This is a genomic window from Chryseobacterium sp. PET-29, from assembly GCF_025736815.1.
In the GTDB taxonomy this organism is placed as follows: domain Bacteria; phylum Bacteroidota; class Bacteroidia; order Flavobacteriales; family Weeksellaceae; genus Chryseobacterium; species Chryseobacterium nepalense.
In genome coordinates this window covers 1-20526 of the sequence record NZ_CP107053.1, presented here as the reverse complement: position 1 = coordinate 20526, position 20526 = coordinate 1, and the positions used below count along the sequence as shown (strand labels likewise).

Genomic DNA, 20526 nt, shown 5'->3' with positions numbered 1-20526 from the left:
CAATTTAGTGTAAAATTTTTATTTTACAAATATTTTTTTTGAGGTGATTGCTGTAATAAGAATAATGGAAGTTATTTCATCCTGTTGAATTCAAGATATTTGTCGCCACACTGCGTAAAATGATCAAATTCATTCATAGAGTTGCCATAGTTCTGGATAATAATCTTATCGCCCTGATAAAGACCACCTATTTCGCCCATTTCAAGATTGGTTATTTCTCCCGTTTTTTCATCGGTTTCCGCCGATACATTTCCTGCTGCAATGATTTTCTTTTTATCAAATATTTTGAAGGTGGATTGTCCGCCTGTATTTTTAAATTCTATTGAAAATCTTCCGCCGTCACAGTTACTGGCTACGAAAGTTCCATCTACAGTTTTTTTAGACACCGCTATTGTTGCATCGTCCTTATGCTCATCTTCTCCTGCAGAAGAATCTGTCTTTTCCGTTTTCTGATCCTGAACCGGCTTTTGATCTTCTTTCATCACCTCGGAAACAACTGAAGAATCTTTAGTGTTCTTTGTGTGCCGGTTCTCATTTTTATTACATGAAACCAAAGAAAACCCAGCAACAAGACATATAACGGAAAAGTTTTTACTGATCATAAAAGTTTTATTTTATGTGATTGATAAATCAAAAATACATATTTTTCTGTATGAAAATATTTTATTTGAATTTGAACGCAAATTTCTTTAATTAATCCTGATCAGCATCATTATAACAATCTGAATAAAGCTTTTTAATTACAATTATTCGAACATTAGATTATATAAGATTTAAAATCATTAAGTAAAATATCAGGATATTTTGTAATAGGTAACACTTAATTTATTCTTCAAAGCTTTCCAAAACAAAAAAAGGCCTTACATAATGCAGACCTCTTTTACTTTCTTTAATATAAAAATTATTTAATTTTTTTGTCTAAACATAAATAACTTCCTTCTGTTCTTAAATTCGGCAATGCCTTGGAATATCCTGCAATTTTATCTTTTTTAAATTTCAGCACAAGATCTTTATCTTTCAGTGCAACGTTGATAAAATCTTTCATATCCGTATTTTCTGAATTGGCCCTCGGCTCTTTTACATAAAATTTGTCTACGAGATCTTCACCATCCAGAACTACTACATAATACCATGCTGTACCGATATCTGCCTGCCCTTCAATGATAATAACCTCCATATTTTTATTGGCTGAAGACTCGTAAGAATAGATGGTGTAACCCGGTCCTTCGTAATTAATATCTGAAAAGTCTACATCCGTAATCGCAAAATCTTTTTTTGTAAGCATAAAGCTGTTGTCAGTTTTATGGATAAGCCTTGTAGCTCCATGAACGTAACAGTTTTCATAATCATCTTTCCTGAAGGGATCTACAATATCGAAAGAAATTTCGCGATCTGCATTTTCCTGTACTTTTTTGCTGCTTTCCGCAACATTGAGATTAGCAGCCTGAACAACAGATGTTGCTGCTACCTGTTTCTGCTCTGCTGTGGTTTGTCTGTTTTCTTTACAGCTGAACAGGGTAAACCCGAACAGTAAAAGTGATATTTTAAAAAGCGATTTGTACATACATTTTTTCTTTACATTAAGATCTTGCTTCCTTTACAGTCTGTTGCGCCGGCTGATCGATTGCTGTAAGCCTTACAAAATAAGCAGGGTTGTACCGGTTCTGAAGGCCTGTTCCGTTCCCGGTAGCATTCATGGCAACTTCAAAGTGCAGATGCGGATTCGGAACCCCGCTTGCATTCCCGGAATCACCTGAATAACAGATAGTTTCACCAGCCGTTACTTCTCCGCTTGTTTTAACTGCCGATTTTAAATGGGCATAACGAAGATAAAATTTATCAGCATTAATATCAAAACCTGATCCACTTTCTACCTCTGCAGTAAATTCGTGCGTATAATTTCTTTTGGCTTTTCTTAAATCTTCCCCGCTGACTTCCAGAACGAGCACATTTCCATAGCCTGCACTTCCTTCATTCATGTAGCTCACAATGGTTCCGTCCAGACAGGCTTTGCACGGCGTATCTATATCTGCAAAGATGTCAAGCCCCTGATGATTTTTCGGAACAGCCTGTCCGTTCACTATTTTTGTTCTCACCGGTCCGAAAGCTCCGTTTTGCTCTTTATGGGCACCGCTGGAATTATAATACGTCCTCTGCGGATTGTCTATCGGGTCATGCCATGCAGAATCACCTCCTTCAACAGGAGAACATGAATTTACTTTAAATACATTGATTCCTTTGTCGAAATATGATTTGGCATCTCCTAATCCTGCCAATCCCGGATTAACAAGTTTTCTCACCTTCTTCACATTATCCAGCGTAGAAACTTTTACGGTGTCTGCCGTTTTCCAAATTTCGTGTTTTTCCCAGAAAGCAATTGCCGTTAAAACTGCATACTTGGCTTCTTTTACCTTATCAGGATCTGCTTCAAGGTCTGTGTATTCATCAGGAAAAATTTCCTTGATATAGTTGGCTGCACTTCTGTAATTTCCACGGCCTGTAAGCTGTTTTAGTCCTCTACCTCTGAACAGGTAACCGTCGCCACTGGCTTCGTTTCCGTTTCCGTTTCCAAAGCCGTTTTCTGCAGCATACATATAATTCATCAGTCTTTTCTGCGGATTTTCGCTGCAATAGGTTTCCAGAAGGCCTGCGGCGTTGAGGTTGGCTGCTCTTTGCCCGAAAATACTTAAACTTCTTGATTTAGAATAACGGAATTTATCTGTTTCTACCATCCAGTCCGGGTTAATTCCTAATGTTTCAGCACCTACCTGCGCAAAGAAATGAGCTTTTCTGAGACAGGTATTGATATGAATTTCTTTGCCTGAATCAAAAATATATTTGTTCAGATTATCTACCACTTCCTGTCTGAAAGCTTTATGCGCCGGTAAAGCGCCATACAGCTCTTCAATTTGCTCAATGGTAATTTTCTCCGTACATCTCGGGCATTTTTTGCCGATCTCGAAATAGGCTCCGTCTTTTTTCAGAAATTCACCTTCATGTTTCTGTAAATTTCCTGTGCATTCGGCTTTTAGCCACAAATATTCGGTCACGTTTTTATAAACATCAAAAGTAATTTGCTCGTCTTTATTGTAAACTTCTTTGGTAAGTGCCTGTTCAATAGCCTCACTCTTAGCAAATTTTTTCTGTTCTGCCAGTTCGGCTTTTATTTTGTTAATAATAATTCCTGCAATTTTTTTCTTTTGCTGTGCCGTTGCTGTAGCATTGCCGTTCCCCCCGAATGTATAGCTGTGGGTTCCGTCTTTTATTCCCGTTAATTTTTCCTTCCATTCTTTCAGCGTATCATCGGATTTTGGGCGGAGTTTTATTTTAACTTTAGCAATTCCGTTTTGTGCAACCGCTTTAAGAGTTGTTATTTCGGCACCGTTCTCTTTGGCTTCCAATACGGGAAGACTGGCGTCCTTTTCGATTAATACAGGTTCTTTTTCTTTAATATTTATGCTTACTTCCTTACCGTCAAGAAGCATGGTAGTTGCCACTACATATACTTCTTCTTCCAGCGGTGCATTATTTATTTTTACAAATACAGGACCCAGTTTATGTAAAGCAAAAGAAATAGTTTCCCCTTTCGCATAAGAAGTTTTTGTGAGGGAGTTCTTTATAGTCTCAAATTTCGCGTATTTTTTATCCTTTTTTATGGCAGGGTCTACTTTGCCTTTAATAATCTGCGCAACAGTATCTTTATTGATATTATTGTTGTTTGATGCAAATGTGTAAGTGTAATTGCCATCTGTTTCATCGGTTTCCTTTGTAAATTCTTCCTTTGCAAAATAGGCATCGAGCAGACTTTCAGCTTTGGGTTCCTGTACAACACTTGTCGTTTTTCCTTCCGGTTGTTGAGGAGTTGGCTGCTGTTCCGGCTCTATGGTTCCATTGGTTTGATTGGAGGCGTCAGGTTGGGTTGGCTGATCTGCTTCTTCACTTTGTTGTGTTTTTGAAACCGGCTGTTGCTGAGAAGGCTGCGGATTTCCGGAATTTTGCTGCGGCGAACCCGATTGCTGCGTCTGCTGTGCAGGTTCTTTATATTCCGGATTCTGAACCGCAACATTATTGGTAGCATGTTTTCTGTTGCTGTAATATTCTACGGTAACATAAAATTCAAGTTTCTGTGGATCTGTTTCACCCTGAGCTGCTTTCTGCATTAAAGCTTTTGTTAAAACAAATTCAGCAGCGGCAGTTCCGGTTCTGTCTACAATGGCTTCGCGGCTGTCTACAAAGAGATTTGCGGAATTATGGCCGTTTCCTGCTGCATCATCTTCCCAAAGCGTAAATACCAGTTTTTTCCCCGTAAGATTTACGCAAAGCGCTTTAGCAATAAGTTTGTCGGTATAGCTGAAAACAGTTCCCGGCGTATCATCGGCGTACCGGAGCTCTACTTTGGTAATTTCCGGCGTTCCTGCAGGCTGTGGAGTAATATCGATGGTTGTTGGGCCGCTGCCTTCCGGTTCATGGAGATAAGCTTCCAGACGATAGGTATTTTTTGCCGCAACTTCGCCAAACGTAAAGCTTCCGTCTCCCTTTTTCTTGATATTGGTTGAAGTAAAACTTCCGTTAGCTCTTTTTTTAAAAAGCTCCCAGGTTATTGCGGCAGGATTTCTTTCCCCGGCGGGTGTTGAAGGATACCAGTCTGTAACGATATAGGTGGTTTTTTCCCCAATGGTCGGCGTTGGATTTCCTGAAATTTTTGAAACTCCTTTTTTAGACATAGAAAATGTTTTTGTAAGGATGAATTAATAAGCGTCAATTTCACTTTCCAGGACCGTTTCTTTATAGTCCTGCATATTTACAAGCGGATTAATATGCTGTACCGTTTTATTATCGGCATTCTTTACATTCTTTTTGCTCATCTGCCCTCTCTGGCCATGATCTTTAATGGTGATTTTTCCTCCCACTACACATTGCAGTTCCGATACTTCCGTAACGATTTTTTTATCCATAATCTTTACTTTGCCATAGGTTTTCTGCCATTTTCCGGCCGGAGCATAAGAACAAGGCAGATTTCCACCGGAGCTGGGCTTCAGCTTGCATTTTCCAAAACTTGGACCGGAAGGATTAAACTGGAGATCATCTTCTGTAACGGCCAGAAAATCATTATTACCATCAGAGTCATTCCAGAAATGTTTCTGATGAGAAGTTACTTTATGCTGTGGAAACTGATCACCCTGATTGCACTGGGCTTTACCTTTCTGAATGACGAAATGCTTTCCGTCATGAGGAGATGATTGCTGTGACATAATATTTATGATTTGGGTAGCATCAAAGATAAAAAAATTTACATTAAAAAAATAAAAAAGCAGAATTAAATTCCGCTTTTTAATATTATAAGTTATTAATGTTTAGTATATTCAGGCTGTTCGGTGGGCTGCATGGTCGGCATAAAATATTCATTAAGCCAATAAAAAGTCTGTCCGTTTTGCTGGATCTTCACAGCCGGGTCGTTTCTGTGCGAAAGCATTCTTTCTGCCAGATCTTTATAGTGGCGGAAATAGTTTCGGGCCGTTTCGTTGGTGACAATTTTAGATTTTTTCCAGCCTTTCAGCATGTATTTTGTCATTAACTCTTCCTCGGAATTATCAAAACCTGTATTTACCCCTACAGAATATGACATAGGCTGCTTGTAAAGATCGCCTTTATCAAGGAATTTTGATGTAGGATTATACTTTTTTAACAGTTTTATATATTCCCTTACGGCTCTTGCCTGACTGAAATCCGCTCTCTCTGCTCCTGTTTTCTGATATACTTCGGTATAAAATGATTTTAAATTATCATATTCGGCTTCAGAAATAAGAATTCCCTTTTCAAGGCCGGGCTTAAAATCTTTAAGTTCTTTCGGAATATATCCTTTTACCAGGAACGGGTTTCCGTAATTGATAAGCTGTGCTGCAATACCTGCAGGAACCGGATTTGTAAGTCCCGGATAGAGATATTTATATTTCAGATCTACATCTGTTCTTCCTGCGCCAACTGATGAATGAAAATAATCATTTAAAGATTTATCCAACGTTGTATTATCCAAAGTAACCTGAGCAATAAGGCTGTCTACGGATTTTTTCAGATATCCCGGCGTTGCGATGTCTCCTTTTTTAGGAAAGATCACAAATCCCTGAGCCATACTTTGTTTAGGATAATCTAAAGAAAAGAAACCCTCATCTCCTTCTACCAGATTAAAATTATTTTTTGTTAAAACATCATTCTGATTAATAATTTTCTGCTTCTTCAGTTCCGCAATATTTTTGGCTGTATTCGTGACTACATTCTCTGACATTAAAACAAAATCATTGTACGTATCTGATGATCGTGCGCTTGTCTGGAACATGATCAGTCTTGCCTGGGCCTGCGTAAGAGAATTAATCACTCCGTACATGTTTCCGCTTTGCGCGGCTGAGGTTCCTACGGTAACAACAATATTGGTTTCGTCCGGGAAATTTGAAAGAAGATCTCCCGCTGCCATTAATCCTTCATTTACCGGCTGGTATCCGCTGTTGCTGATACAGTTCATTTCATTGCTTTTCTGATCAATGAATGTTGTAATCTTACTGTAATTCGTGTTTAATGGAGACACTGCTACATTATCTCCGCAAGAATTATTTTTATACAAAACCACACCATAACGCACCTGATTAAAATAAGAAGGTTTTTCAAATCTCAACTGTAAATCCTGTAAAAGAGATTTTACAATCGGAGCATATGGCGCGTTCGGAGCACTGATATCAAGGGTAAATACAATATTTATTTTTTTATTTTTCTCGGTGATTTCTCTATATCGGTCGAAATAAATGGGTTCTCCTAATACATTGAATACATAATTTTTGCTGTAATCCAGAATATTCGTAAAATATTTAGTTTTGGAATCCGGAGCCGGCGGTTCATTAAGCGGTAAAGTTACCGGAAAAATATTCTCAAGAGGCGTTCTTTTATTAACATCGGTCAGCAGAACAGCCACTCTGTTTTCCGAATCATTTCCTCCAGGAGATCCTTCATGAATCCCTAAGGTAGTCTCTGTAATTCCGGTTGTATTTTTCATTTTAACGGCAGAGCGCTCACCCCAGCTGGAAATAACGTTTGAACTTACCCATCCGTAGAGACTTTTCCCAATACTGTCGATATCAATACTCGGCTTTTTTCCAACCAGAAATCGCTTATTATTTTCTGCCTGTTTGTAGACATATACCATCTGTCCATTTGGAATTTTCACATTTGCCTGCTCAATAAGGCTTGGCGAACTGAACACCATGATGGAGTCATTTTTATAATATCTTTCAGAGTTTTTGATAACTTCAGTGTTATTGGGTACCACTGCAACCTTTACCGGAAAACCTGTTTTTTCGCTTTTCAGCGAACTGTTCCATAAAAGAAGATCAGATTCCGGAATCCAGCCATAGGTTTTTACTTGTTTGGATGATACTTTTTTCATTAAAGCATCAGGAATATATTCTGCTACTTTTACCATACCATCCCTATGTTTAAGCACCATTAGAGGTTCCAGGAACTTAACTTCTTTATATGATTTTTCATCATTTTTGTCCAGATATGCCGTGTTTCTGGAGCGGTCTGAAATAGCAATCCACGGAACGGCCTTTTTAGAAAAACCGTTAATTACCGTAGCGTTATCTATCTGCCCGTATTGTGAAGGTTCAGGTGTTCTTTTTGACGGTAGTTTTACCTGACAGGCTGTCAGCAATACCGATAATCCGATATAATATGCTGCTAGAGGAAGTTTATTTTTCATCCTTTTATATATTTTACGATTGGTGTGATGTCCCGGAAGGACGTGGTTATTTGCTTTGGTTAATATCTACTTTCGTAACGCAGTTCTGTGCATCGTCAAAATTTACTTTAACGGTCTGTATGATATTATTTTTATCAAACTGAAGCCCTGCACAATACATATAGAAATTATTGACTTTGCTGTCATTTACCTTTACTACTGTATTTTCATTGTTACACAGGTAGGTTCTCAACAGATAATTATAATGCATGTTGAAACTGTTTCCGTACGCTATCTGCTGAAGATGGTATTTAAAATCGTTATCAATTTTAGCATAGCTGTCTTCCACGCTTACTTCTTCTTCTAAGGCATCGTAAGCAGGTAAAATTTTAATCTGGTGAAGCACGGGCTCTACTGTTTCATCTGTGATCAGGCTTACCACATAATTGCCCGGTTTTTGATAAGAATAGATCGCCAATTTATCTTTAGAATCAATTCTTCCGGTTTCTCCGAATTTCCAGGTAAATTGTTTTCCGTCTGAAATAGCACGAAACTGCACATTTTCAAACTGCATGGCCTGCGACGGTGCATCAATGAGCGTTACCGTTTTTACACTGTCTTTTTTAGGTACTGTCCTTGCAGAGACGATGATGGGAAAAGATTTGGAATATTTATTATCGACAATCAAGGTCACCTGATAATACCCCGGTTTGTTGTAAAAGTGGATCCCTTTATTTTTATCGCTGGTAGTTCCATCTCCGAAATTCCATATTTTGTTTTTGGCAAACTGCGTTTTGTCTTCGAATGAAAGTGTATCTCCTACTTTTAAGGTAGACGGATATACAACCCCGACAATATCGTCTGAGGAGTGTATCACTTTCTTCTGCAGCCATAATGCAACCAGCGCAGCTATTAACAATGTTGCTATAACACCGATAATAATGTTTTTCTTGTTTTTCTGAAAGTAATTCATAGTTAATGATTGTGATGTGTATTGTGCTTTAGTGTAATTTTGGATGTGTGGGTTTACTGGGATCTCGACTGTAAAGCGGTCTCACGTTGGAAGAGCTGGCTTTTCTTTTCTTTAAACCCGATAGAGCATTCATCAAACTGCTTTTCAAAGTTTTTGATATTTTCCGTTTTACTGGAAATTATTTTTTTATCGTTGAAATACATTTTGTAAAATTTTGCGATCTGCGGATATGCTTCTTTTCTGATATCGTTGATATTGTCTCCGTTCTGATAATATCCGGCCACATCGTTGATTCCGTACATGATATTATTTTCCACAAAAGGCTGTGGAGCTTCGTCCGTAAGTTTATTGATCATAGAAAAGGTACTGTCCATCACTTTGAAAGATGACTTCTGCTTCTGATCGAATTTGGCCTTTTCTTCAAGCATCTGTATGGAAACTATATCGTTATCCGAAAACGGAGACTGAAAAGCCCGTAAGAAAATGATTCCCATAAAAATAAGCGCTGCAAAAAGCATTAAGATTAAATATAAAAACTGATAATGCCTTTCTTTTTTTGATAATGTGATTTGTCCTTGCATAGTTTTCGTTTTTATCTTCTTCTTCTCATTCCTGAAAATTTTCTGGTAGGGTCTACTTTCAGTTCACTGTTGATTATTCCGATCTTTCCTTTACATTCGTTGAGATTCCTTAAAGCCACCTGTTCTTTGTAGGAAACATCAATGATCTGTTTTTTTAAGGCCAGCATAGGTTCGATCTGCTTCATAAGAATGGAATAATGCTTAAAATTATCAGCACTGTCCTTATCCATTGCATTTCTTGCATTTCTCACATCTTCCATGATTGCGTTTCTGAGGAAAATATCATTTTGTACCCGGTTAATATCCAGTTGATCCATCCGGTAAAATATACTGTCTACATGATCTTTCAGAAGATTGCTTCTGGTAAGAAGATAGCGGTAGTCGTCCGCTTCTTTTTTGACACCCTGCCTTTGGATGTCATAACTTTTAAAAAAGAAAAATATGCAGGTGAAGGATACACCTGATAGAACGATAAACGATAGAATAAATTTCCAAATGCCTATCCTGACGTCTGCTTTGTTTAATTTTTGCTCCCGGTTCGAAGACATATGTTTGTGATTTGTTTGGTTTCGTGAAATTATAAAAAAATAATTTATTCACAAAATTTACTAATTTTAATGAAATAATAATTTAATTTCAATTAAATTAAGTTTAATTTTAACTTTCAGCTAATTTTCATAATTTAGTGATCTGATTATATCATCATTCACCAAATCGATATTAACGTGAGCAAATTATTGACCAAAACTGTGCGGTTTTCCATAGCAGACAGTGATTTTTATTTTAAAAAGATCCTGATTAAAATGCTTGCCGAAAATCCGTTCTATATACTTCTTAATGACTGCAACAATGGCCATGAATTGATCAGCAGGAATTACAGAAGGCAGGAAGACGTATTTATTGTAGAGCTTTTTATGCCGGTATTAAGCGGTCTTGAAGCGATAAAATATATCCGCAAAAGCAATACAGAAACACCTATCATCACTTATTCCGGAACGTACCAGGAAGATATGGCCGAGATTCTTTCTAAAATTCCCAATGTATATTACTGTCAGAAAAAAAGCAATGTCATTAAAGATATTATCAAGGGGAAGATAGCAGGCGACACCTTTGATTACGAAATATATAGCCAACAATGGGAACAGCAGCCGTTGGCCGTAATGGAATATATGGAACGACAGAAAAAAAGCCAGGAAGAACTCTCACCAACGGAAATCCAGCTTATGAAATTCTGCTATGAAGGCTTCAGTAATAAAGAAATTGCTGAAAAGCTGAACCTCAGTACCAGAACAATTGATACTTACATCAACCGCCTTACAGAAAAACTGGGACTGAAGACAAAACTTCACCTTATCCGCTTCTGTGTGGAGAACGGATACTATAATTCCAGTATGTAATGGTGATTTATAAGTGTATTCATAATAAGTAAACAGTCAGTTTTCAATCGCTTACCGAAAAATATTTTGCCACTAATTTGCTAATATTCAATTTTTTTAACTAAATTTGCACACCTAAAATTTAAAATTAAAATAAGGAAATGACAAAGGCAGAATTGGTAAACACCATCTCAAATAAGTTGGGAACCGAAAAGAATGAAACACAGAAAGTTGTAGAAGCTTTTATGCAAGAAATCAGAACTTCTATGTATAATGGAGATAATGTTTATTTGAGAGGTTTTGGATCTTTTATCATTAAAACAAGAGCAGCTAAAACGGGAAGAAACATCTCCAAGAATACTGCGATTGAAATCCCTGCACACAACATTCCTGCTTTCAAGCCATCAAAATCTTTTGTGGAGAAAGTAAAAACGAAAGTTACCGTAAAATAAAGAATTAACTGAATATTAACTAGTTACTAAAAAATTATAATTATGCCAAGCGGAAAGAAAAGAAAAAGACACAAGGTTGCAACTCACAAAAGAAAAAAGAGAAGAAGAGCAAACAGACATAAGAAAAAATAATCTCATTTCCTGAGATTTAAAATATATAATATAGTTGGTGATTTTAAATTTTTAAAGGTTCACCGACTATATTTTGTTTTTGCAACTATTAAGATGCCGATAAAACAGGAATAGATATTTTATTAAAAAAAAATAACGATCATTCAATACTAATTCTTAATTTAAGGATAAATTTATATGATGAAATATACACCTGTTTTCTACCTTCTTAACAATTTTTATTTTATAATAAAATGAAGAAAGAACTAATCGTTTCGCATGAAGATGATCTAACGAAGATTGCACTGCTGGAAGACGGAAGACTATGTGAACTTCATGAGCAAGAGGACAAAAGTGACTTTATAGTTGGAGATTTGTTTATCGGGAAAGTAAAAAAGCTGGCTCCCAACCTGAACGCTGCCTTTGTAAATATCGGCTATGAAAAGGATGCTTTTCTTCATTACCAGGATTTGGGCCCGCAATATCTTACTTACAGAAAATTTCTAAGGGATACCGTTTCCAAAAAACAAAGCACATCAAGCTTAAAAAATTTCGAGATACAACCCGAAATAGATAAAAACGGAACCGTAGACAAAGTCATAGCCAAAGATGACGTTGTTTTGCTTCAGATTACCAAAGAGCCCATTTCTACAAAGGGACCGAGAATATCCACCCAGATTTCGCTTACAGGCCGCTTTCTGGTACTTATTCCTTTCGATAATAAAGTATCTATTTCAAAAAAAGTTAAAAGCTCTGAAGAAAAAGAAAGGCTGAGAACTCTGATCGAAAGTATTAAACCTGAAGGATTTGGGGTAATCATCAGAACCGTTGCCGAAGGGAAAAAAGTTGCTGATCTGCATAATGATATGAATCAGCTGATCCAGAAATGGGAAACTGCTTTTAAAAATATCCAGAAAAACAAAGTTCCGTCAAGAGTCCTGAGCGAAGATGATAAAGCTTCAGCAATATTAAGAGACAATTTTAACCAGGATTTTGTAAGCATCACCTGTGATGACGAACAAATGGTGGGTGAAATGAAAAACTATCTCGAAGTTATAGCTCCTGAAAGAAAAAACATTGTCCATTTCTATGATTCTCATATTCCTCTTCTGGAATATTACAACGTAGAAAAACAGCTCAAGCAAAGTTTTGGAAAACACGTTAACATTCCAAGCTCAAAAGGTGCCTATCTCGTCATAGAACACACAGAAGCGCTTCATGTGGTTGATGTAAACTCCGGAAACAATATTACCACCGGAACAGCCGTCAACAAAGAACATGCGCTGAAAGTCAACAAAATGGCTGCCACCGAAATTGCACGGCAGCTCCGTCTTCGTGATATGGGAGGAATCATCGTAATCGATTTCATCGACATGACAAACCCTGAACACAGAAGAGATCTTTATGAACATCTCAAGGAAGAAATGAAGCGTGATAAAGCACGACACAAAATACTTCCACCAAGCAAATTCGGACTGATCCAGATTACCCGACAAAGAAACCGTCCGGAAAAACAGATCGAGACCAAAGAAGAAAACCCCAATAAAGACGGAGAAATCGTTGCTCCGATCGTTATTGTTGAACGAATGGGCGAAACCCTCAGAACCATAATGCAAAAGGAAAAAGGCAAGCTCTATTTGCATGTACACCCTTTCGTTGAAGCATATCTTACTAAAGGCTTCAACAGCATTCAAATGAAATGGTTTATGAAGTACAAAAAGTGGGTAATCGTCGTTCCAAGAGACTCTTTTAAATATTTAGAATACAGGATTTACAATTCAAAAAAAGAAGAATTGATAGGATATTCTAATTAACAAAACTACATTCTCCGGCCTTATGCCGGAGTTTTTTATTTGCATTAAGGTATCAATTATAAGTCCATAAAAACTTCAAAATATAAGCCTCTAATACATAAATTGTAATAGCCACGACTTTATCTGACAGTTAGGGTTTAAAAATAATTGTCAGTTATCCAATATTTTCCTTACTTCCAAAAGTAAGGATTTTTTGTTCCTCTGCAAGAGTTTCCAATAATTTCTCTTTTGCCATAGGTTTACTGTCCAAAAACGTCTGCATCGGTGTTTTACCGTAACAATGTTTTCCTGTATGCGTTCTTTCTTGGTTGTAATACGATAGCCAGCTGTTTAGGTCTAATTGCAGTTCCTCAATGCTTCTGTAAATTTTCTTTCTAAAAGCTATGGCATAAAATTCTTCCTGAATTGTCCTGTGAAAACGTTCACAGATACCGTTGGTTTGAGGGCTTTTAGCCTTGGTCTTCGTGTGATCAATGTCTTCAATGGGCAAATAGAGCTGGTATTCATGCTGCTCTCTTATTCGACAATATTCAGTTCCTCGGTCTGTTAAAATTCTAAGTAAACGAAGTTCTTGCTGCTCAAAGAAAGGAACCACTTGGTCATTGAGCATATCAGCAGCAATAAGGCCATTTTTACGGTCATATAGCTTTGCAAATACTACTTTGGAATATGTATCAATAAAAGTTTGCTGATAAATATGTCCAACTCCTTTTATATTGCCTACATAATAAGTGTCTTGAGCACCTAAATATCCAGGATGATAAGTTTCAATTTCTCCATGAGCTTTTTTCTCCTCCCTGGCTTTCTCTAATGCTGAAAGCTGAGATTCGGTAAGAACTATACCATCTTGGGCAGATTTTGCTTCCAGAGCTTTTAATCTTAGTTTAAATGTATGTAGATCGTGTCTTAACCAGATACTTCTAACTCCGCCTGGAGATACAATCAAGCCTTTCTTTTTAAGCTCATTACTTACTCTAAGCTGTCCTAAAGCAGGATTCTCAATGGCTATTTCAACAACGGCCTTTTCTATGGCTTCATCTACACGATTCTTTAACACCGGCTTTCTTCTGGAGATTTCCTGTAACGCCAATTCGCCTCCTTGCTCATAGAGTTCTTTGAATCGATAGAAACTGTCTCGGGAATACCCCATCACCTTGCAGGCTTGGGATACGTTTCCTAAATGTTGTGCTAATTCAAGTACACCTAACTTGTTTTTGATGATCTTTTGTTGTGTTGTCATAATACTTAATCTGTTTTAAAGTTATTCAATTTGATTGTAACTGTCAGATTAAGTATTGACTAATTCACATAAATAAACACTTTCTAATGATCAGGCGTACATTGACGGTAAAACAAAATATTTTCAGGAGCTATCTCTCGCTATCCGCTCTTACTCCTCGCTCCAGAGCTTTCCGGGCGTAAGGCCCTTCTTTCCATCCCGCTGTGGGGTAGCCGCTGCTATCGAGGCTAGGGCAGTTGCCTGTCTTTATATGAGTAATGAGTAATGAGCAATTGGTAATGAGTAATGAGTAATGAGTAATGAGTAATGAGTAATAAGAGCATGGATAAAATTCATGATTGGTATTTTAAGTACGGCTTAAGCTTGATACCTGAATCTTAACTTAAACCTTAACAAATCCTAAACTTTAAACTTTAAATTCTAAACGCTGAACATTAAACCCTGAACACATCTTACATCTCACTTCTTACATCTTACTTCTTACTGTCCACTTCTCACTCATTCCTTATGATATAAAAACAAAAAAACCTCACACATTGCTGTATGAGGTTTGTAAAAAAACTGGCGGCGACCTACTCTCCCGCTTTCGCAGTACCATCGGCGCTGGTGGGCTTAACTTCTGTGTTCGGAATGGGAACAGGTGAGCCCCACCGCTAAAACCACCCTAAAGGTTGTATATAGGTGTAAGGTTTTTTTTTGCTTAATGTTCAAAGTTTTTAACCTTGAATCTTAAACATTGAACCTTGAACCGTTTTTATCGGTAAATTTCATCACAAAGGCAAAACCAGTATTGCACTTATAAATACTTAAGCTAAGTTATGATAAGCATGATTGCTCATTACCTATTACTCATTACTTATGAATAGGCTATAAATCTACGGGTAATTAGTACTACTCGGCTATGCTGTTACCAACTTTACACCTGTAGCCTATCAACGTGGTCATCTCCCACGACCCTTAAAAGATGTCTCATCTTGAGGCGAGTTTCACACTTATATGCTTTCAGTGTTTATCTCTTCCAAACATAGCTACTCAGCGGTGCACCTGGCGGTACAACTGATACACCAGAGGTTTGTTCAATTCGGTCCTCTCGTACTAGAATCAAGCCCTCTCAAACATCTAACGCCCGCAATAGATAGAGACCGAACTGTCTCACGACGTTCTGAACCCAGCTCGCGTGCCACTTTAATGGGCGAACAGCCCAACCCTTGGGACCTTCTCCAGCCCCAGGATGTGACGAGCCGACATCGAGGTGCCGAACCTCCCCGTCGATGTGAGCTCTTGGGGGAGACTAGCCTGTTATCCCCGGAGTACCTTTTATCCTATGAGCGATGGCCCTTCCATACGGAACCACCGGATCACTATGTCCTGCTTTCGCACCTGATCGACTTGTTGGTCTCACAGTCAAGCACCCTTATGCCATTACACTCTACGCACGGTTACCAAGCGTGCTGAGGGTACCTTTGAAAGCCTCCGTTACTCTTTTGGAGGCGACCACCCCAGTCAAACTACCCACCACGCAATGTCCTTCTTTAAAGAAGTTAGGCTCCAAGTAAGTAAAGGGTGGTATTTCAACGTTGGCTCCACAAACACTAGCGTGCCTGCTTCAAAGCCTCCCACCTATCCTACACATTACTTACTCAAAGTCAATACGAAGTTATAGTAAAGGTTCACAGGGTCTTTTCGTCCCATTGCGGGTAATCGGCATCTTCACCGATACTACAATTTCACCGAGCTCGTGGCTGAGACAGTGCCCAGATCGTTACACCATTCGTGCAGGTCGGAACTTACCCGACAAGGAATTTCGCTACCTTAGGACCGTTATAGTTACGGCCGCCGTTTACTGGGGCTTCAGTCAAACGCTTCGCTTACGCTAACGCCCTTCCTTAACCTTCCAGCACCGGGCAGGTGTCAGACCCTATACAGCATCTTTCGATTTAGCAGAGTCCTGTGTTTTTGATAAACAGTCGCCTGGGCCTCTTCACTGCGGCCACCATTGCTGATGGCGTCTCTTCTTCCGAAGTTACGAGACTATTTTGCCTAGTTCCTTAGCCACGACTCACTCGAGCACCTTAGGATTCTCTCCTCGACCACCTGTGTCGGTTTTGGTACGGGTTGCTTCACTTCGGCTTTTCTTGGATCCGATTACACTACAGCGACTTCGCCCGAAGGCTAGGCCTTGACACTTCCGTCCGTCTTTAGTAGCTACATCGAACCGTCCCCTTTTTAGTGTGAGCAAGTATGGGAATATTAACCCATTGTCCATCCACTACCCCTTTCGGGTTCGCGTTAGGTCCCGACTAACCCTCAGCTGATTAGCATGGCTGAGGAAACCTTAGTCTTTCGGTGAGGGGGTTTCTCGCCCCCTTTATCGTTACTTATGCCTACATTTTCTTTTCTGTCCGCTCCACAATACCTCACGATACTGCTTCGGCGCAAACAGAATGCTCTCCTACCAGATATAATAAATTATAAATCCATAGCTTCGGTAATATGTTTATGCCCGATTATTATCCATGCCGGACCGCTCGACTAGTGAGCTGTTACGCACTCTTTAAATGAATGGCTGCTTCCAAGCCAACATCCTAGCTGTCAATGCAGTCCAACCGCGTTGCTTCAACTTAACATATATTTGGGGACCTTAGCTGTTGGTCTGGGTTCTTTCCCTCTCGGACATGGACCTTAGCACCCATGCCCTCACTGCCGTAGAACATTTATTAGCATTCGGAGTTTGTCAGGAATTGGTAGGCGATGAAACCCCCGCATCCAATCAGTAGCTCTACCTCTAATAAACTTATATACGACGCTGCACCTAAATGCATTTCGGAGAGTACGAGCTATCTCCCAGTTTGATTGGCCTTTCACCCCTACCCACAGGTCATCCGAAGACTTTTCAACGTCAACCGGTTCGGTCCTCCACTTTGTGTTACCAAAGCTTCAACCTGCCCATGGGTAGATCACAAGGTTTCGCGTCTAATCCTACTAACTATGCGCCCTATTCAGACTCGCTTTCGCTCCGGCTCCGGACCTTAAGTCCTTAACCTCGCTAGTAAAATTAACTCGTAGGCTCATTATGCAAAAGGCACGCCGTCACAGAATTAATCTGCTCCGACCGCTTGTAGGCGTACGGTTTCAGGTTCTATTTCACCCTTCTATTCGAAGTGCTTTTCACCTTTCCTTCACAGTACTTGTTCACTATCGGTCTTTCAGGAGTATTTAGCCTTGGAGGATGGTCCCCCCATATTCAGACAGGATTTCACGTGTCCCGCCCTACTCATTTATCATCTTAATATACCTTTCGAATACCGGGCTATCACCGTCTATGGCCGCACTTTCCAGTACGTTCTTCTAAATATATAAAGACTTTTGGGCTAATCCGCTTTCGCTCGCCACTACTTACGGAATCTCTTCGATTTCTTTTCCTCCGGGTACTTAGATGTTTCAGTTCTCCGGGTTTGCTCTCTAAATAAATTTAGAGTAATACATCTTCAATGTATTGGGTTGCCCCATTCGGACATCTCGGGATCTATTCGTGTGTGCCAATCCCCCGAGCTTTTCGCAGCTTACCACGTCCTTCTTCGCCTCTGAAAGCCTAGGCATCCGCCATACGCCCTTAACGATTTCTTTCCTATTTTTAGGTTACTCAAGCACTTATAAGTGCTCGGTTTTCTCTTTGTGATGTCTTTACCGTTAATGTCAATGATCTTAATGTCTTCTTTTCCGACTGATGAACAGATGTTGTTTTTGGCTCCATCCGTAACTTTTAAATCAATCTTCCAAAACTGTGGAGAATAAGGGAGTCGAACCCTTGACCTCCTGCGTGCAAGGCAGGCGCTCTAGCCAGCTGAGCTAATTCCCCTCTAGGTGTTCCGGGTTTTATGTTTTTTGTTCCGGGTTTTAAACCCTGAACTTTAAACTCTAAACCTTAAACTTTAATTAGTAGTCTCGGGCAGGCTCGAACTGCCGACCTCTACATTATCAGTGTAGCGCTCTAACCAGCTGAGCTACGAGACTCTGTTATGAGTAATAAGTGATCAGTAATAAGTAATATTTTCATACTGCATTACCTTCATTCATTTCTCAATCTCTTTCCCGTTACTAATTTCTAGTGGGTTTGTATTTTTAATATATTTATAAGTAATAAGTAATCGGTAATGAGTAATTTTTATATTCCCTGATTTTACACTTGGATCTTTTTACTTTTAACTTTTTACCTTCCTTATAAATCAACCAATAAAAAAACTAAAGCTTTACTTTGAAGTAAGTACATGTACCTTACGGTACTAATTTTGTTTATCGTCTTTAAGACGCTCTAAAATGAGATGTTCCAGCCGCACCTTCCGGTACGGCTACCTTGTTACGACTTAGCCCTAGTTACCTGTTTTACCCTAGGCAGCTCCTTTTACGGTCACCGACTTCAGGTACCCCAGACTTCCATGGCTTGACGGGCGGTGTGTACAAGGCCCGGGAACGTATTCACCGCGCCATGGCTGATGCGCGATTACTAGCGATTCCAGCTTCATAGAGTCGAGTTGCAGACTCCAATCCGAACTGAGACCGGCTTTCGAGATTTGCATCACATCGCTGTGTAGCTGCCCTCTGTACCGGCCATTGTATTACGTGTGTGGCCCAAGGCGTAAGGGCCGTGATGATTTGACGTCATCCCCACCTTCCTCTCTACTTGCGTAGGCAGTCTTACTAGAGTCCTCAACTTAATGGTAGCAACTAGTAACAGGGGTTGCGCTCGTTGCAGGACTTAACCTAACACCTCACGGCACGAGCTGACGACAACCATGCAGCACCTTGAAAATTGCCCGAAGGAAGGTCTATTTCTAAACCGATCAATTCCCATTTAAGCCTTGGTAAGGTTCCTCGCGTATCATCGAATTAAACCACATAATCCACCGCTTGTGCGGGCCCCCGTCAATTCCTTTGAGTTTCAAACTTGCGTTCGTACTCCCCAGGTGGCTAACTTATCACTTTCGCTTAGTCTCTGAATCCGAAAACCCAAAAACGAGTTAGCATCGTTTACAGCGTGGACTACCAGGGTATCTAATCCTGTTCGCTCCCCACGCTTTCGTCCATCAGCGTCAGTTAAGACATAGTGACCTGCCTTCGCAATTGGTGTTCTAAGTAATATCTATGCATTTCACCGCTACACTACTTATTCCAGCCACTTCTACCTTACTCAAGACCTGCAGTATCAATGGCAGTTTCACAGTTAAGCTGTGAGATTTCACCACTGACTTACAGATCCGCCTACGGACCCTTTAAACCCAATAAATCCGGATAACGCTTGCACCCTCCGTATTACCGCGGTACGCTGGCACGGAGTTAGCCGGTGCTTATTCGTACAGTACCTTCAGCTATTTACACGTAAATAGGTTTATCCCTGTACAAAAGAAGTTTACAACCCATAGGGCCGTCGTCCTTCACGCGGGATGGCTGGATCAGGCGCTAACCCATTGTCCAATATTCCTCACTGTCGCCTCCCGTAGGAGTCTGGTCCGTGTCTCAGTACCAGTGTGGGGGATCACCCTCTCAGGCCCCCTAAAGATCATCGACTTGGTGAGCCGTTACCTCACCAACTATCTAATCTTGCGCGTGCCCATCTTTATCCACCTCAGTTTTCAATATAAAGTGATGCCACTCTATATATTATGGGGTATTAATCTTCCTTTCGAAAGGCTATCCCCCTGATAAAGGCAGGTTGCACACGTGTTCCGCACCCGTACGCCGCTCTCAAGTCTCCGAAGAAACTCTACCGCTCAGCTTGCATGTGTTAGGCCTCCCGCTAGCGTTCATCCTGAGCCAGGATCAAACTCTCCATTGTATGTTTGTCTTGACTCACTCAAAGTTTTTTAACGCTTTAGTTTTTCCTTACTTGGTTGTTATATTGTATGTCAATGATCTTCATTTCTTTCGCTTCCTACAAACTACTTCTTCTGTCAGTTTTCGTTTCGTATTTGCGAGTGCAAAAGTAAAAAATATTTCTGAATTGACCAAATGTTTTTGAAGAAAATTTTAAAGTTTTTTTAGTAACCTTAAGCCTCCTTAAACAATCCCTCAACTCAACTCCTGCTCCCCGTTTTACCGGATTGCAAAGATACAAATCTTTTTTATTCCTACAAGATTTTTTTAATTAAATTTTGTAAAAGTTTTTTTTGTATCCCCTTTTCAGAGCTTCTATTTTTTTAAACCCCGAAAGGCATCTCCTGCGCTACCTACTTCCTTCCGTTTTCAGTGGGGCAAA

Annotated in this window: 12 protein-coding genes, 2 tRNA genes and 3 rRNA genes; 3 read left to right on the top strand and 14 right to left on the bottom strand. The window is 39.5% G+C overall.

Annotated elements, in window-relative coordinates:
- Positions 1–71: 71 nt before the first annotated feature.
- From ODE14_RS00085 to tssO, 8 genes are all read right to left on the bottom strand, one after another.
- Positions 72–602, bottom strand: coding sequence for a hypothetical protein (locus ODE14_RS00085; RefSeq protein WP_263602488.1), 531 nt, complete (start codon positions 600–602; stop codon positions 72–74).
- A gap of 299 nt (positions 603–901) precedes the next feature.
- Positions 902–1564 carry a hypothetical protein gene (locus ODE14_RS00080; RefSeq protein WP_263602487.1) on the bottom strand — a complete coding sequence of 221 codons (663 nt, stop codon included), beginning with the start codon at positions 1562–1564 and terminating at the stop codon, positions 902–904.
- Between the two features lie 16 nt (positions 1565–1580).
- Positions 1581–4724 carry a peptidoglycan DD-metalloendopeptidase family protein gene (locus tag ODE14_RS00075; protein WP_263602486.1) on the bottom strand — a complete coding sequence of 1048 codons (3144 nt, stop codon included), beginning with the start codon at positions 4722–4724 and terminating at the stop codon, positions 1581–1583.
- 24 nt (positions 4725–4748) lie between these two features.
- Entirely contained in the window at positions 4749–5252 is a 504-nt protein-coding gene (locus tag ODE14_RS00070) for a DUF4280 domain-containing protein (RefSeq protein ID WP_248394494.1), read from the bottom strand.
- Positions 5253–5347: 95 nt separating this feature from the next.
- On the bottom strand, positions 5348–7747 hold the full coding sequence (gene tssR, locus ODE14_RS00065; protein WP_263602485.1) for a type VI secretion system protein TssR domain-containing protein: 2400 nt from the start codon (positions 7745–7747) through the stop codon (positions 5348–5350).
- Between the two features lie 46 nt (positions 7748–7793).
- Complete coding sequence (locus ODE14_RS00060) at positions 7794–8699, bottom strand: PKD domain-containing protein (RefSeq protein ID WP_248394498.1); 906 nt, start codon at positions 8697–8699, stop codon at positions 7794–7796.
- Between the two features lie 53 nt (positions 8700–8752).
- Positions 8753–9280, bottom strand: a complete 528-nt coding sequence (locus ODE14_RS00055; RefSeq protein WP_248394500.1) for a type VI secretion system transmembrane protein TssO — start codon at positions 9278–9280, stop codon at positions 8753–8755.
- An 11-nt stretch (positions 9281–9291) separates the two neighbouring features.
- Complete coding sequence (gene tssO, locus ODE14_RS00050) at positions 9292–9828, bottom strand: type VI secretion system TssO (RefSeq protein WP_248394501.1); 537 nt, start codon at positions 9826–9828, stop codon at positions 9292–9294.
- A gap of 177 nt (positions 9829–10005) precedes the next feature.
- On the opposite strand from tssO, the gene ODE14_RS00045 reads away from it, so the two are divergent.
- From ODE14_RS00045 to ODE14_RS00035, 3 genes are all read left to right on the top strand, one after another.
- Positions 10006–10677, top strand: a complete 672-nt coding sequence (locus ODE14_RS00045; protein WP_248394502.1) for a response regulator transcription factor — start codon at positions 10006–10008, stop codon at positions 10675–10677.
- A gap of 140 nt (positions 10678–10817) precedes the next feature.
- Positions 10818–11108 (top strand): HU family DNA-binding protein, encoded by a 291-nt coding sequence (locus ODE14_RS00040; protein WP_027388329.1) that lies wholly within the window; start codon positions 10818–10820, stop codon positions 11106–11108.
- Positions 11109–11473: 365 nt separating this feature from the next.
- A complete protein-coding gene (locus tag ODE14_RS00035) occupies positions 11474–13033 on the top strand; it encodes a ribonuclease E/G (protein WP_248394503.1) in 1560 nt (519 codons plus the stop codon).
- 154 nt (positions 13034–13187) lie between these two features.
- On the opposite strand, the gene ODE14_RS00030 is transcribed toward ODE14_RS00035, so the two are convergent.
- The 6 genes from ODE14_RS00030 to ODE14_RS00005 form a co-directional block, all read right to left on the bottom strand.
- Positions 13188–14273, bottom strand: coding sequence for an IS481 family transposase (locus tag ODE14_RS00030; RefSeq protein ID WP_263602484.1), 1086 nt, complete (start codon positions 14271–14273; stop codon positions 13188–13190).
- Positions 14274–14832: 559 nt separating this feature from the next.
- A 5S ribosomal RNA gene (rrf, locus tag ODE14_RS00025) occupies positions 14833–14940 on the bottom strand.
- 198 nt (positions 14941–15138) lie between these two features.
- Positions 15139–17900 (bottom strand): 23S ribosomal RNA (locus ODE14_RS00020).
- Between the two features lie 158 nt (positions 17901–18058).
- A tRNA-Ala gene (locus ODE14_RS00015) sits at positions 18059–18132 on the bottom strand.
- Between the two features lie 81 nt (positions 18133–18213).
- Positions 18214–18287 (bottom strand) — tRNA-Ile (locus ODE14_RS00010).
- A 301-nt stretch (positions 18288–18588) separates the two neighbouring features.
- A 16S ribosomal RNA gene (locus tag ODE14_RS00005) occupies positions 18589–20106 on the bottom strand.
- The 16S, 23S and 5S rRNA genes sit together here with 2 tRNA genes alongside, the layout of an rRNA operon.
- Between the last annotated feature and the right edge of the window lie 420 nt (positions 20107–20526).